Source organism: Labedaea rhizosphaerae, assembly GCF_004362825.1.
GTDB classification, from domain to species: domain Bacteria; phylum Actinomycetota; class Actinomycetes; order Mycobacteriales; family Pseudonocardiaceae; genus Labedaea; species Labedaea rhizosphaerae.
In genome coordinates this window covers 619,799-633,185 of record NZ_SNXZ01000001.1, presented here as the reverse complement: position 1 = coordinate 633,185, position 13,387 = coordinate 619,799, and the positions used below count along the sequence as shown (strand labels likewise).

Here is a 13,387-nt window from a genome sequence, read left to right as displayed (position 1 = left end):
CACCTGCTTGACCCAGAGGCCCGGATGCGCCCCGCGCATCCGGGCCTCTGCTTGTCTCCACCTGCCGCGGGGATTAAGCCCGCTGAACCCATTTCCGCAGGTCAGCGAGGTCCTGGGGATTAAGCCCGCTGAATCATCTTCGCGTTCGGCGGTGGTGTGCGGGGTGGCGGGATCAAGCCCGCTGAATCACATCCGCCCTGGTCAAGGGGCCTTGCGGGATTAAGCCCGCTGAACGCGTGTGGGTCAGGGGTGAGGGTTGAGGTGGATCTTGGTGAGGATGTCGGCGGGGTTGGTGTTGTCGCTCGTCGGCTTCTTGATGCGCACCCACGCGAGGCGGCCCGACGGCGTGGTGACCAGGAAGTCGTTCAGCAGCAGGGTGTTGCACTGCTGGGCCACCGAGACGGTCGGGGCCTGGACGGGGAGGGGCGTCGCTTCGGTGCAGCCCGCGGCCGTCACGGCGGTGCGGAACTTGTCCGCCGACAGCTTCGTGCCCTTCGGCAGCAGGCCGACGAAGATGCCCGGCTTGGTGCTGCGGGTCTGCGCGAACTCACCCGCCGACTCGGCCACCAGCAGGCCCGGCGCCTGCGTCTTGTCGGTGCCGCCGGTCAGGGCGCTCGGTTGCCAGCCGTCCTGGGACTCGCCTGCCCACGGGCGGGGCACGCTGACCTGGATCTCACCGGAGCTGTTGAGCACGTCCACCGGCTGCCGCAGGTAGTACCAGACACCCGCGGCCCCGGCGAGGCCGAACAGCACGACCGTCGCCACCAGGGCGATCAGCAGGCGGCGGCGTCGCGGCCGGGCGGCGGCCGGACCCGACGGTGTCTGCCCTGACGGTGTCTGCCCTGGCGGTGTGTGCACCGGCGGTCGCGGTGGCTGGCCGCCGTACACCTGGCTCTGGTGCTGGGGGACACCCTGCGGCGGGGTGGACGGGCGGAAGCCCTGCGGTGGCGTCGACGAGCGGAAGCCCTGCGGCGGGGTCGAATGTGGCGGGGCCGAATGCAATGGGGTCGAGTGCGGCGGCATCCCGCTCGGCGGGGTCGACGGTTGCGGACCCCGCGGCGGAGCTCCGGGCAGGAGGGTCGACCGCGCCACCGGGACCGTGGAGTCCACGACCGGGTTGACGCGGGTCGTGCCCGCGACGGTCGAGTCGTCGGCCGGGACGCGGTCCTCGAGCACGTCGCGCAGGTCGGCGATGAACGACCGCACGTCCGGGTGGCGGCGGTCCGGGTCCGGCTCCAGCGAGCGCAACACCACCGCGTCCAGCGCGCGCGGGATGTCGGGGATCAACGTGCTCGGCGGCGCCACCGCCGAGCGGGACGGGTCGGCGACGGCGGCGAGCGAGGCCGCGCTGTGCGTCGTGCGACCGGTCAACGCCCGGTACAGCAACGAAGCCAGGCCGTAGACGTCCGTCCGCACGCTCACCGGCGCACCCGGTTGTGCCTGCTCGGGCGCCATGTACGCGGGTGTGCCGCCGGCCAGGGTCAGCATCGACGCCTCGGCCAGCAGCTTGCCCAGCCCGAGGTCGCCGAGCATCGCCTGCTCGCCGCCGCCGGGGGTGGAGCGGTAGAGGATGTTCGACGGCTTGATGTCGCGGTGCAGCACCCCGGCCGCGTGCAGCACCACGAGGCCCTTGCCGATCTCGATGGCGACGTCCGTGGCGACCCGCCAGGAGAACCGGCCGTCGGCCAGGCGCTGCGAGAGCGTGCCGCGGTCGGCGAAGGTCATCACCAGGTACGGGCGGCCGTCCTCCAGTTCGCCGAGGTCGTGCACGCGCACGACGCGGTCGGACTCGGCGCGGCGCAGCAACCGGGCCTCGGCGAGGAACCGGGCGCGCACGTCCGTGGAGTCCAGCCAGTTCTCCGACAGCACCTTGATGGCCACGTCGGAGTCGAGCGCCTCGTCGCGCGCCTTCCACACCGTCGCGAACGCACCGCCGCCGATCCGCCCCTCGATGTCGAATCGACCGATCCGTTCCGGCACCGCCATGGCCCGTATCATGCCTGTTCGCTGTCCGCGCCAACTTCGTGCCCGTATGTGGCATCACAAGAAGCGCACGGCGGACACGGTGAGGGGATCGGGGGCGACATGAGGCGGGTGCTGGCTGGGCTGGTCACGGCGTCAGGGCTGTGGTTCGCGGCCTGCTCCGGGCCGACCCAGGTCTCCGGCGTCGACCCCCTGACGACCAACACGACGCCCCCGACGAAGACGACGACCACCACGCCCGCGCGGCCGTTCGTCGAGCCGGACACCTATGTGGACAAGTCCTGGACCTACAAACCGGACCCGGCCAACGGCGGCTCCGGTGCGTTCGTCGAGGTGCCGCGGGGCTGGACCGAGACCAAGCGCGACACGTACTGGTCGGACTTCCTGGACCCCAGCGGTCAGGTGCGGCTGCGGGTGGACGTCACGGCGGGCCTGACCGGCACGGACCTGCAGGTGGCCCCGGCCAAGGCGGCCGCCGACGAGCTGAACCGGGTGAACGCGGCCGACGGCTTCCGGATGATCAGCCAGCGCACGCTGGCGCCGGGCGGACCCACCGGGCTGGGCGCGGCGGAAATCGTCTACCAGTTCAGCCGCGACGGGCAGACCGTCCAGTGCACCTACCGGTTCATCGGCATCGACGACATCACCCAGGCGCGGATGGGCGTCTACTACCCGGCGAGCGAGCAAACCGGTGCCGAGAAGGTCCTCGGCGCCGTCCAGGACTCCTTGCAGCTGGCGGGCTGACTACAGGACGACCGTCGGGGTGACGACGGTCCGGGGTGTGCCGCCGTTCATCCGGACCAGGATCTGGGTGATCCCGCGCGGCACCTCGGTCAGCACGAACCGGCCACCCTCGTCGGAGGTCGTCGTGGTCGAGCCGTGCTCGGCCACGCGCACCTCGACCCCGTGCTCGCCTGCGGGCACCAGCCAGCCGTCGATGCGGTGGGACTCGCCGGTGCGGGTCACGTTGAACATGACCGTGAGGTCGCCGACGTAGAAGGTGATCGTGCCGGGCGAGTCGCCGCGCACGCCGGCGAGCTGGCTGCGCTCCCAGCGGGCGGCCTCGACGTCGATGTCCTCGATCTCGATCGCGAACTTCACGCGTTCGACCAGGTCGGCGGGCACCGGGTCGGCGAGGTCGAGCAGGGCGTCCAGGTTCCGGAGCAACTGCTCCTCGTCGTACGGTTCCATGGTCTTCACCGGGCTCCCCCATCTTCGTCGAGCAGCGCTCGTAGCGACGTCAAACAACGACCCCGGGTCGGGCCAATGCTCCCGTGTGGCATGTGCAGCGCCTCGGCCACCGAGCGGTACTCCGCGCGACCGGCGAGCACGGTCAGCCGCAGCAGTTCCTGGCAGCGCTGGCTCAACTGGCCGAACGCCGCCCAGAGCTGGCGGTCGCGCTCCTCGCGCAACGCCACGGCCTCCGGCTGCGGTTCGATGCTCGGCACCTGCTCGACCACGTCGGGGGTGAACTCGACGTGATCGGTGCGCCGCTGCCAGGTCCGGTGCGACTCGCGTCGCGTGGTGGTGATCAGCCAGCCGACGAGCGCGCGTGGCTGCTCCAGGCGATCCAGGTGCTTGAGCAGCGACAGCCACACCGTCTGCACGACGTCCTCGGCGGTGCCGCGGTCCAGGCCCCGGCCGCGGGCGACGTGCCAGACCAACGGCGTCAACTCGGCGACGAGCACGTCCAGCGCCGCGGAGTTGCCGGCCCTGGCCGCGGTCAGGCACGCAGCGTGCCGTTCCGTGCCCTGCAGCCCGTCCCACGGCACGCCTGTGCTCGTCGTGCCGAGCTCGCCCATCGATCCCACCCCACTCCGCGATTCGTCTCGCAGTCGCGTCAAGGGATATCGCGCCGTGGCGACGCCGTGTCTACCGAATCGTGCTTCGTGCAGATCCAAGTCACTCGAACGGCCGCATACCCGATCCAAATGTCTCATTCTGCCTCGATCAAGAACGTCAGAGCGCGGTCAGGTTCACGTTCCCACGGCCGGGCGAGCTCGACCCGCAGCTCGTGGGTGCCCGCTTCGGTCACGTCGAGGGCCACCCGCCGCTCGCCGCCGGCCCCCGGTCGCGTGGCCGCCGGGATGTGCTCGTCAGTGATCGTCGCGAGGCCCACGGAGGGCCGCACCTGCCACCGGTAACCGGTGGTGGGCGACTCCGCGAGCCGCAGTTCGACCGTGTCGCCGCGGCGCAGCCGGGTGGTCTTGGCCGCGTCCGCCTCGGCGAGGTGAACCAGTGCCATAACTGCTCCAGAGCGGGCGCGGTGCCCGGACGAATCCCCTGCCTTCGTCCGGGCACCGCGTCCATGCCGAGGTCCGTACCGATCGGATGCCATCACGCCCTTATCGTCAGGCGAGCACCTGATCGATACGGCCCGAGGCGTCCTCGTGGTAGTCGACGGTGAGGTTGCCGTGCGTGGCCATGGTCGCCAGCAAGGCCATGTGGCTGTGGCCGAACTCCGAGTTCGGCGCGAGCCGCTTCCAGCCGATGCCGTCCACCCAGGCCCAGACGCCGGTCGAGGCGTCGTAGGACCACAGGTGCGTGATCACCCGGCCGTAGACCCAGCCGGCGGCGGGCGCGCTGATGCCCTGCGGGTCCAGTTGCGGCGGCCGCGGCGCGCTGACGTCCATCGTGGTCGCGCTGACCGGGGTGCCGGTCAGCGTGTCCGGCGGCGGGGGCGGCATGGTCGAGGGGTCGGCGCCCGGGGTGGCGGCGGTGGTGATGCCGTGCACGTCCGGCGGTGCGTGGTCGGGCTTCGGCTTGCGGGTGCGGCTTCCGGTGCTGGTCATGGTGTGTCCTTTCCGGTTCAGTCGTAGACCAGCACGCTGGACAGCTCGGAGCCGTCGAGGAACGGCGCGACCGCGTGGCCGCTGGCGCGTGCGTGGGTCAGCTCGTCCAGCTTGTTGGTGGTGGTGTGCGGGCCACCCGCGAGGTGCGCCCAGCCGAAGTTCTGCAGATAGGCCCAGCCGTTGGCGTCGTTGGCCGTGGCGAACAGGCGCAGCACGCGCTGCGCGGGCAGCCACGCCCGCAGGTTCACGCCGGTGCAGCCGAACACGGTGGGCCGGTCGCCGGGGTAGTCCTCGATGAACGAGTCGCCGTAGGCGATGCGGAAGAAGCCGCCGTCGCCCCAGCCGGTGCCCCACTGGTTCTTGCCGATCCAGCAGCCGTCCGCGTCGTCCCAGCCGATGAGCGTGATGCAGTGCCCGCCGGCCACGTCCTCGGTCGTGTGCTTGTAGACGCCGTTGCGGTAGTGGAAGAAGTCGTTGTAGACCACGAAGCACGAGGCCACGCCGCCGTAGCTGTAGATGTGCTGCTTGATGGCGGCCGGGTCGCCGGTCAGGTTGACCAGGCCCACGGCCTTGGCCAGGCGGTTGGGCCAGTCGGCGTTCAGCGTGCCGGAACCGTTGTCGTGGTACGGCAGGTAGTCCTCGAACGTGATGCCCTTGGCGGCGCAGTCGGAGAAGAGGTCGTCGGGCCACGAGCCGGTCGCGCACGTGTAGCCGCGGGCCTTGGCGTGCACGAAGAAGAGGTGCTGTTCGGACAGGTCCAGCGCCATGCCGGGGCTGCCGTGGGTGTACGCGGCGGTGCTCTCCATGGCACCCACGCAGCCGAACGCCACGCAGCTGCCGCAGCCGCCCTGGTCGCGGATGGCGGTGACGTAGTTGTTGCCGCCGACGTTGCGCAGGTCGAACGACGCGGGCAGGCTCGCCTGCGGTGCGTTCGCGGCGGTGACGGACTGCCCGTGCGCGGCGAGCGCGGCGGCGGCCATGGCCTCGGGCTGGCCGCGGCGTTCGGACAGGTCCTGGTCGGTCGGGGTGGGCACGCCCAGGCGTGCCGCCCGCCATTCGGGGGAGAGCCTGCTCATCCGCGTCTCGGCCGCCTGCCAGGGCTGGCCGAGATCGGACAATGCGGCGCGGACGGTGGCGAGTTCGGACAAATGAGGTCGGTCAGGGCTCATGATTGCTCCCTGCAAAAAATGGTGGAGGGGGACCTCAATTAGGTACCCGTCCCAGGCAGGGGGATACGGGCCGAAGGGCCTTATCGAGATCCGGCCAGGACGGCGATGAGCAGGCCAAACGCGATCACTGTGCCGACGATCAGGGTGCCGCAGCCGATCATGGCGACCGGCCCGGAACGGACGCGGCGGATCACCATGAAGTTAGCGGCCGCAATTGTTGAAATGACCAATAAAACGTAGCCGATGACCCCGAAGACGACACCCGCGGTGAGCCCCTGCAGGTGGGCGAGCACCGGCCAGAAGACCAGGACGAGAAAGCTCACGACCCCGGACGTGGCCAGCGCGAGTGCCGAGCCGAGCAACACCAGCGCCCGACTCGTCATAGCTTGGCTCGTCGCGGCGCCGGGAGGCTCCTCCTGCTCGCTCACCCGGCGCAGCGTAGTGGCGCGAACTGACTCGGTCAGCCCTGCTCGGGCATCACCAGCCAGCAGATCACGTAGAGCACGACGCCCGAGCCGAGGCCGAGGACGGTCGCGGCGGCGAGCAGCACCCGCACGAGCGCGGGGTCGAGCCCGAAGCGCTTGGCGAAGCCGCCGCAGACACCGGCGATCATCCGGTCGTCGCGGCTGCGGGTCAGCTTGGTGGTGGTGGTCGCGTTGTTCGTCATGGCTCAAGGATGCGTCGCGCACCTCGCCGTGACATCGGGGATCGGCCCGGAAATCCGGCCTCAGGGTTCGCCCTGACCTGCTGGATGAGGACCAGCGGCGACCCTGACCCTCCTGTGGAGTATTGACGGTTCTTGTTCGTTTGTGCGTAGATCAGGGGAGGTTGCCAACGTTCGAGGTGGTCACATGCGTCGGATCTTGATCGGTTTGTTGACTTCGGTGCTGGTCACCGCGACCGCCGCGGTGTTCGGGCCGTCCGCCGCCGCGGTGCCCGGCCAGAACCTGCTGCCCGCCCCGCCGATGGGCTGGAACAGCTGGAACAAGTTCGGCTGCGACATCGACGAGGACCTGATCCGCGAGACCGCCGACGAGCTGGTGTCGACGGGTATGCGCGATGCCGGGTACACATACCTCAACATCGATGACTGCTGGATGGCGCCGCAACGCGACGCGAACGGCAACCTGCAGCCCGACCCGCAGCGGTTCCCGCACGGCATCAAGGCCCTCGCCGACTACGCGCACGTACGCGGGCTCAAGCTCGGCATCTACTCCTCGGCGGGCACGGCGACGTGCCAGGGCCTGCCCGCGAGCCTCGACCACGAGACCGCGGACGCGCGCAGCTTCGCGTCCTGGGACGTCGACTACCTCAAGTACGACAACTGCAACAACCAGGGCCGCCCGGCCCAGGAGCGGTACAAGGCGATGTCGGATGCCTTGCGCGCCACCGGAAGGCCGATCGTGCTGTCGATCTGCGAGTGGGGCTCGAACCAGCCGTGGAACTGGGCCGCGCAGTACGGCGAGCTGTGGCGCACCACCGGCGACATCAACGACAGCTGGGGCAGCGTGATGGGCATCCTCGACCAGCAGGTCGGGCTGGAGGCGCACTCCGGCCCGAACGCGTGGAACGACCCGGACATGCTCGAGGTCGGCAACGGGCACATGAGCGACACCGAGTACCGCGCGCACTTCGCGTTGTGGGCGCTGCTGAACGCGCCGCTGATCGCGGGCAACGACCTGCGCGCGATGGACGGCGCGACCAAGGCGATCCTGGAGAACAAGGACCTCGTGGCCGTCGACAAGGACTGGGGCGGCGTGCAGGGCCACAAGCTCCGCGACGACGGTGACGCCGAGGTCTGGGCCAAGCCGATGTCCGACGGTTCGGTCGCGGTCGTGCTGCTGAACCGGGGCGGGTCGGGCGCGGACATCGCGGTGACCGCGGCCGAGCTCGGGCTGCCCACGGCCGACCACTACCGGGTGCGGGACCTGTGGTCCGGCGCGGAGAGCCAGAGCGCGGGCACGCTGCACGGCACGGCCGCCTCGCACGGCGCCGTGGTCTACCGGGTCTGGCCGGGCGGGGGCGCGCAGCCGCCGCTGACCACCCTGGCCCTGACGACGCCGGAGGTGACCGCCGTGGACCGGCCGTTCACGGTCACCACGACGCTGCACGACGACGGATCGCCCGCGCTGACCCACGTCCAGGCCACCTTGACCGTGCCGGCCGGGTGGACCGTGGACGGCGGGACGACCGCGTCGGCGCCGAGCGTCGAGGGCGCGTGGCGGCACGACTGGACCGTCCACCCGTCCGGCACCGGGCCGGCCGAGCTGGCCGCTTCGGTGACGTACAAGGCGGGCGGGGCCTCGGTGACGAGGTCCGCGACGGCGTCCACCGTGACGGCTCAGCCGCCCGCGGCGGGGGAGTCGCAGGTCTCGGCGTTGCCGTTCGTGTCGAGCAGCAACGGCTGGGGACCGGTCGAACGCGACACCAGCAACGGCGAGACCGCCGCCGGGGACGGCCACCCGATCACCATCGCGGGCACCGTCTACCCGACGGGCCTCGGTACGCACGCGCCCTCCTCGGTGCGGGTGTTCCTGGGCGGTGGCTGCTCGTCGTTCTCCGCGCTGGTCGGGCTGGACGACGAGACCGGCGCGGGCAGCGTGGCGTTCGAGGTCTGGGGCGACGGGACGCGGCTCGCGGCCACCGGCGTGCAGCACAAGGGTGTCGCGGCCGTTCCGGTGGACGTGGACGTGTCCGGCGTGCGGGTGCTCGACCTGCGGGTCACCGACGGCGGCGACGGCAACACCTACGACCACGCCGACTGGGCGGGTGCGGCGGTCACGTGCTGACCTTTAGGGCGGACTTCGCGCTCGACCGGCCGAGATCCGGCAACGGCTATTAGGCTCGTCGGCATGAACGCTTGGGCACCGGTGGACTCGCCTGACGATCTCGCCGGTGCCCTGGACCGGGTCGGATACCTCGCCGACGAGGGCGTCGCGACCGCCGCGTTCCTCGCGTTGCGGATGGGCAAGCCGCTGTTCTGCGAGGGCGAACCGGGCACCGGCAAGACGTCGCTGGCGGCCGCACTGGCCGCCGCGCTCGACGTCCAGCTGATCCGCTTGCAGTGCCACGAGGGCATCGACGCCTCGCAGGCGCTCTACGACTGGGACTTCCCGCGCCAGTTGCTGCACCTGCGTGCGCTGGAAGCCGCGTCGGGTGGCCAGTTGGACGCGGACGCCGCCGAGCAGTCGCTCTACACGCGGCGGTTCCTGCTGGCCCGGCCGTTGCTTCAGGCGCTGGAGCAGGCGCCGTGCGTGCTGCTGGTCGACGAGGTCGACCGCGCCGACGACGAGTTCGAGGCGTTCCTGCTCGAGGTGCTCGGCGAGAACCGGGTGACCGTGCCGGAGCTCGGCGAGGTCAAGGCCGAGGTGCCGCCGCTGGTGGTGCTGACGTCCAACCGCACGCGCGAGGTGCACGACGCGCTGAAGCGCCGGTGCCTCTACCACTGGCTGGAGCACCCGGACCTGACCCGCGAGGTGGCGATCCTGCGCCGCCGGCTGCCGGGCATCAGCGAGCGGCTGGCCACCCAGGTCGCCGCCGCGGTGCGCCGGCTGCGTGAGGCCGAGTTGTTGAAGCCGCCGGGGGTGGCCGAGACGCTGGACTGGGCGCAGGCGTTGCTGGCGCTCGGCCGCACGGAGCTGGACGCGGAGTCCGCGGCGACCACGCTGGGTGCGGTGCTGAAGTACCGCGAGGACGCCGAACGGGTCGTGGCCGCGAGCCTGGACCAATTGCTCGCCGGCTGACCACTATGTCCTTTTGGCCGGTTCACCACTCGGCGCCACGCCGGGATTGGCAATTGGCAACCATCACTGGGCGTGTTCAGGCAAGGATTTTCGCCACGGTCCGCTAGCCACCATGTTCGGCGTCGGAAATCAACACCTGATTGTTGGCAAACGCGGACGTACCTTCGAGGGCGCGCCGGATCCCCGATCCGGTTCCCTGCAATTTCCCCCGGAGGTTCCTTTGCGTTCTCTCTACGGATTAGCGGCGGCCGCCGCTCTGGTGACGCTTGTCACCGGAATGGCGCAATCCGCGACCGCGGCACCCACGCCGGGTGCGGCCGCGGGCGTGCACGCGCAGCGTTCGTGCGCGGCGACCGCCCCCGGCGCAGCGGCGTGCCAGGCGTGGGTCCGCACGGACATCGTTGGCAAGCAAGGGCTTGCGGCCACGCCGTCCGGCTACGGGCCGACCGACCTGCGGTCGGCGTACAACGTCGCGTCCTTGTCGGGCAGCGCGGGCGCGGGGCGGACGATCGCCATCGTCGACGCCTACGACGACCCGACCGCGTTCGCCGACGTGAATGTCTACCGGGCGCAATACGGAATTCCCGCGCTCGCGTCCTGCTCGCCGTCGTCGATCAATTCCAGCACCACCGCGTGCTTCGCGAAGTCCGACCAAAACGGCGGCACCACCTACCCGAAGAAGAACGGTGGCTGGGCGCAGGAGATCTCGCTCGACGTCGACATGGCGTCCGCGATTTGCCCGAAATGCAACATCCTGCTCGTCGAGGCTTCTTCGTCGTCCCTGGTCAACCTGGGTACGTCGGTGAACACCGCGGTGCGCCTGGGTGCCGAGGTCGTCAGCAACAGCTACGGCGGCACCGAGTACTCGGGTGAGACCAGCGACGAGAACACGTATTACAACCACCCGGGGGTGGCCATCACGGTCAGCTCCGGGGACGCGGGCTACGGCGTCGAGTTCCCGGCGGCGTCGAAGTACGTGACCGCGGTCGGCGGCACCAGCCTGCGCACGGCCTCGACCGCGCGCGGCTGGTCGGAGACGGTGTGGAGCGGCGCGGGCAGCGGCTGCTCGAAGTACGTGGGCAAGCCGTCGTGGCAGACCGACACCGGCTGCTCGAAGCGCACCGTCGCCGACGTCAGCGCGGTGGCCGACCCGGCGACCGGCGTCGCCGTGTACGACAGCACGGCCTACCAGGGCCTGAGCGGCTGGCTGGTGTTCGGCGGCACGAGCGTCGCCGCGCCGGTCGTCGGCTCGGTGTACGCGCTGAACGGCGTGTCCGGCGTGAACGGCGCGAACACCGTGTACGCCAACGCGGGCTCGCTGTACGACGTGACCAGCGGCAGCAACGGCTCGTGCGGTGGCTCGTACCTGTGCACCGGCAAGACCGGTTACGACGGCCCGACCGGGCTCGGCACCCCGAACGGGGCGACCGCGTTCTGATCGGTTCGTTCTGATCGGTTCGTGACCAGGGGCGGGGCCGGCTCACCCACCGGCCCCGCCCCGCTCCATCTCGGTTGCAGAGACTTCTTCGCAGAGGACTCTTTGCAAATGAGCCTCTGCAAGCTACCTTGGCCTCATGAGTGAGGACCGGGGGCACAAACAGTTCGACGCGCGCAGCCTGCGTGCCATCGCCCACCCGCTGCGGGTGCGGATCATGGAGTTGCTCTGGCTCGACGGCGCGGCGACCTCGACCGGCCTCGCCCGCCGGCTCGGGGAGAGCAGCGGCACGGTCAGCTGGCACCTGCGCCACCTCGCCGAGCACGACTTCATCGAGGAGGACGTCGAGCGGGGGACCAAGCGTGAGCGCTGGTGGCGCATGAAGCCGCGCAGCATGTCGGTGGAACCGGCCGAGTTCCTGGCCAACCCGGACCTGCGCGGGCCGCTGTCGGTCTACCTGTACGAGCAGGTGCAGACCGTGAGCAACCGGCTGACGAACTTCCTGTCCGAGGACTGGGACGCCGAGTGGTACCGCGCGGCGGCCGCGTCGGACTGGCGGTTGCGGTTGACGCCGGATGCGTTGAAGGCGCTCAACGCCGAGGTGACCGCGATCGTCGACCGGTACAAGGCCGAGCACGACCCGGACGAGGCCTGCGTGGGTGAAGGCAGCGAGATCGTTGTCGTGCAGTACCAATCGTTCCCGCACCGGGCCGTGCGGCCCGGCGACGAGGAGCAGTCGTGAGCGCGGGCCGGCGCCTGGGCGGCCTGTGGTGGCAGCGCGACTTCCGGCTGCTGTGGATCGGCGAGACCACGAGCGGGCTGGGCACCATGGTGTCCGAAGTGGCCATTCCGCTGCTCGCGGTGCTCGTCTTGCACGCCAACGCCTTCGACGTCGGCGCCCTGACGGCGATCGGCTGGGCGCCCTGGCTGCTCATCGGCCTGCCTGCGGGCGCGTGGGTGGATCGCATGCGCCGCAGGCCGGTGCTCATCGCGGCCGACCTGGTCACCGTCGTCGCACTGGCCAGCGTGCCGATCGCGGCCTGGTGCGACGTGCTGACGTTCACCCACCTGCTGCTCGCGGCCTTGGTGACCGGGGTGGCGCGGGTCTTCTTCGTCACCGCGTACCGGGCGTACCTGCCGAGCCTGGTCGCCAAGCCGGAGCTGCCCGAGGCCAACGCGAAGCTGCAGGGCAGCGAGGCGTTCGCCAACGTCGCCGGGCCGGGGCTGGCCGGCGTGGTCAGCCAGCTCTTCGGCGTGGTCACCGGGCTCGCGCTGGACGCGGCCAGCAGCCTCGTGTCGGTGGTGTGCCTGCTCGGCATCCGCAAACGAGAGCCCGCGCCGGCCGCCGAGCCGGTGGCGCTGTGGGCGGGGATCGCCGAGGGCTTCCGGTTGACGGTGCGTGATCCGCTGCTGCGCACGCTCGCGCTGTCGAGCGCCGCGGCCAACCTCGCGCTGAACATGGCGCAGGCCGTGCTGGTGCTGTTCCTGATCCGGGTGCTCGGCGTCGGTGCGGCGGGGGTCGGCACCGTGCTGGCGGTCATGAGCGTGGGCGGCCTGGCCGGGGCGGCCACGGCCAACTGGCTGGGACGCAAGGTGGGTACGGCCCGGGCGTTGCTGGGCGTCGAGTTGTCCGCGGCCCCGTTCGGGTTGCTCGTCGCGTTCGCCGGTCCCGGCGCCGGGCTCGTGTTGGCGCTGGTCGGCGGGTTCATGCTCATCGGGGCGATCGTGGTGAGCAACGTGCTGCAGGGCGGGTTCCGGCAGACGTACTGCCCGCAGGAGATGCTCGGCCGGATCTCGGCGAGCTGGCAGTTCCTCAGCTACGGCACCATCCCGGTCGGCGCCCTGCTGGGCGGTGCCCTCGGCGACGCGATCGGCCTGCGCCCGACGATGGTGCTCAGCATGACCGCCCTCGTCCTGGCCGGCGCGGTGGTGCTCACCGGCCCGATCCGCCGGCTGCGCGACCTGCCGTCCGAGATGCCGGGCCGCGCGCCGGTGCCGGTCGGTTAGTCAGTCGCGTCCCGGCTCGCCCGTCCGAGGTGATGGCTGTGCATCTCCGCGTGCCATGCTGCCAGCGCCATGTCCACAGAGGATTGGACGTTCGCGAGCCGGGATTGCACCAACTGCATCGTCGGCTCGATCCGGGCGGTCATCTCCTGGCGGACGTACCGGATGCAGACGATCACTCCGACGACGACGCCGAGTAAAGCTCCGAGCAAGAAGATCAGCACAACCATCGCGCCCACCGCCCCAACTAAACAGTGTCGA

At 70.7% G+C, this 13,387-nt stretch carries 15 protein-coding genes; 6 read left to right on the top strand and 9 right to left on the bottom strand.

Annotated features, from left to right (window positions below; genetic code table 11):
• Positions 1-243: 243 nt before the first annotated feature.
• Positions 244-1,986: a serine/threonine-protein kinase gene (locus EV186_RS02720; protein WP_166658998.1), complete on the bottom strand. Its 1,743-nt coding sequence runs from the start codon at positions 1,984-1,986 to the stop codon at positions 244-246.
• A gap of 99 nt (positions 1,987-2,085) precedes the next feature.
• Between EV186_RS02720 and EV186_RS02715 the strand changes: the two genes are divergently transcribed.
• The gene (locus EV186_RS02715) at positions 2,086-2,727 is read left to right on the top strand and encodes a hypothetical protein (protein ID WP_133847479.1); all 642 of its coding nucleotides are present in this window, start codon (positions 2,086-2,088) and stop codon (positions 2,725-2,727) included.
• Here EV186_RS02715 and EV186_RS02710 read toward each other — a convergent pair whose 3' ends face one another.
• From EV186_RS02710 to EV186_RS02680, 7 genes are all read right to left on the bottom strand, one after another.
• Positions 2,728-3,174 carry a carboxypeptidase regulatory-like domain-containing protein gene (locus EV186_RS02710; RefSeq protein ID WP_133848720.1) on the bottom strand — a complete coding sequence of 149 codons (447 nt, stop codon included), beginning with the start codon at positions 3,172-3,174 and terminating at the stop codon, positions 2,728-2,730. It abuts the gene before it with no gap.
• A 5-nt stretch (positions 3,175-3,179) separates the two neighbouring features.
• Positions 3,180-3,785, bottom strand: coding sequence for an RNA polymerase sigma factor (locus EV186_RS02705; protein WP_133847478.1), 606 nt, complete (start codon positions 3,783-3,785; stop codon positions 3,180-3,182).
• Positions 3,786-3,919: 134 nt separating this feature from the next.
• Positions 3,920-4,228 carry a protease inhibitor I42 family protein gene (locus tag EV186_RS02700; protein ID WP_133847477.1) on the bottom strand — a complete coding sequence of 103 codons (309 nt, stop codon included), beginning with the start codon at positions 4,226-4,228 and terminating at the stop codon, positions 3,920-3,922.
• Positions 4,229-4,334: 106 nt separating this feature from the next.
• Positions 4,335-4,775 (bottom strand): hypothetical protein, encoded by a 441-nt coding sequence (locus EV186_RS02695; protein WP_133847476.1) that lies wholly within the window; start codon positions 4,773-4,775, stop codon positions 4,335-4,337.
• A 17-nt stretch (positions 4,776-4,792) separates the two neighbouring features.
• On the bottom strand, positions 4,793-5,944 hold the full coding sequence (locus EV186_RS02690) for a C1 family peptidase (RefSeq protein WP_133847475.1): 1,152 nt from the start codon (positions 5,942-5,944) through the stop codon (positions 4,793-4,795).
• Positions 5,945-6,024: 80 nt separating this feature from the next.
• Complete coding sequence (locus tag EV186_RS02685) at positions 6,025-6,372, bottom strand: hypothetical protein (protein ID WP_133847474.1); 348 nt, start codon at positions 6,370-6,372, stop codon at positions 6,025-6,027.
• Positions 6,373-6,404: 32 nt separating this feature from the next.
• Positions 6,405-6,611 (bottom strand): PspC domain-containing protein, encoded by a 207-nt coding sequence (locus tag EV186_RS02680; protein WP_133847473.1) that lies wholly within the window; start codon positions 6,609-6,611, stop codon positions 6,405-6,407.
• A gap of 184 nt (positions 6,612-6,795) precedes the next feature.
• Here EV186_RS02680 and EV186_RS02675 point away from each other — a divergent pair, with 184 nt between their 5' ends.
• The 5 genes from EV186_RS02675 (at position 6,796) to EV186_RS02655 (ending at position 13,129) form a co-directional block, all read left to right on the top strand.
• Positions 6,796-8,733: an NPCBM/NEW2 domain-containing protein gene (locus tag EV186_RS02675; protein ID WP_133847472.1), complete on the top strand. Its 1,938-nt coding sequence runs from the start codon at positions 6,796-6,798 to the stop codon at positions 8,731-8,733.
• 63 nt (positions 8,734-8,796) lie between these two features.
• Positions 8,797-9,687 (top strand): AAA family ATPase, encoded by an 891-nt coding sequence (locus tag EV186_RS02670; RefSeq protein ID WP_133847471.1) that lies wholly within the window; start codon positions 8,797-8,799, stop codon positions 9,685-9,687.
• A gap of 277 nt (positions 9,688-9,964) precedes the next feature.
• Positions 9,965-11,125 carry a S53 family peptidase gene (locus EV186_RS02665; protein WP_243753790.1) on the top strand — a complete coding sequence of 387 codons (1,161 nt, stop codon included), beginning with the start codon at positions 9,965-9,967 and terminating at the stop codon, positions 11,123-11,125.
• A 136-nt stretch (positions 11,126-11,261) separates the two neighbouring features.
• Positions 11,262-11,864, top strand: a complete 603-nt coding sequence (locus EV186_RS02660) for a winged helix-turn-helix domain-containing protein (protein WP_133847469.1) — start codon at positions 11,262-11,264, stop codon at positions 11,862-11,864.
• Positions 11,861-13,129: an MFS transporter gene (locus tag EV186_RS02655; RefSeq protein ID WP_243753789.1), complete on the top strand. Its 1,269-nt coding sequence runs from the start codon at positions 11,861-11,863 to the stop codon at positions 13,127-13,129. The genes EV186_RS02660 and EV186_RS02655 overlap by 4 nt, the downstream gene beginning before the upstream one ends.
• Here EV186_RS02655 and EV186_RS02650 read toward each other — a convergent pair.
• On the bottom strand, positions 13,126-13,356 hold the full coding sequence (locus EV186_RS02650; RefSeq protein ID WP_133847468.1) for a hypothetical protein: 231 nt from the start codon (positions 13,354-13,356) through the stop codon (positions 13,126-13,128). The genes EV186_RS02655 and EV186_RS02650 overlap by 4 nt on opposite strands.
• Positions 13,357-13,387: the final 31 nt, after the last annotated feature.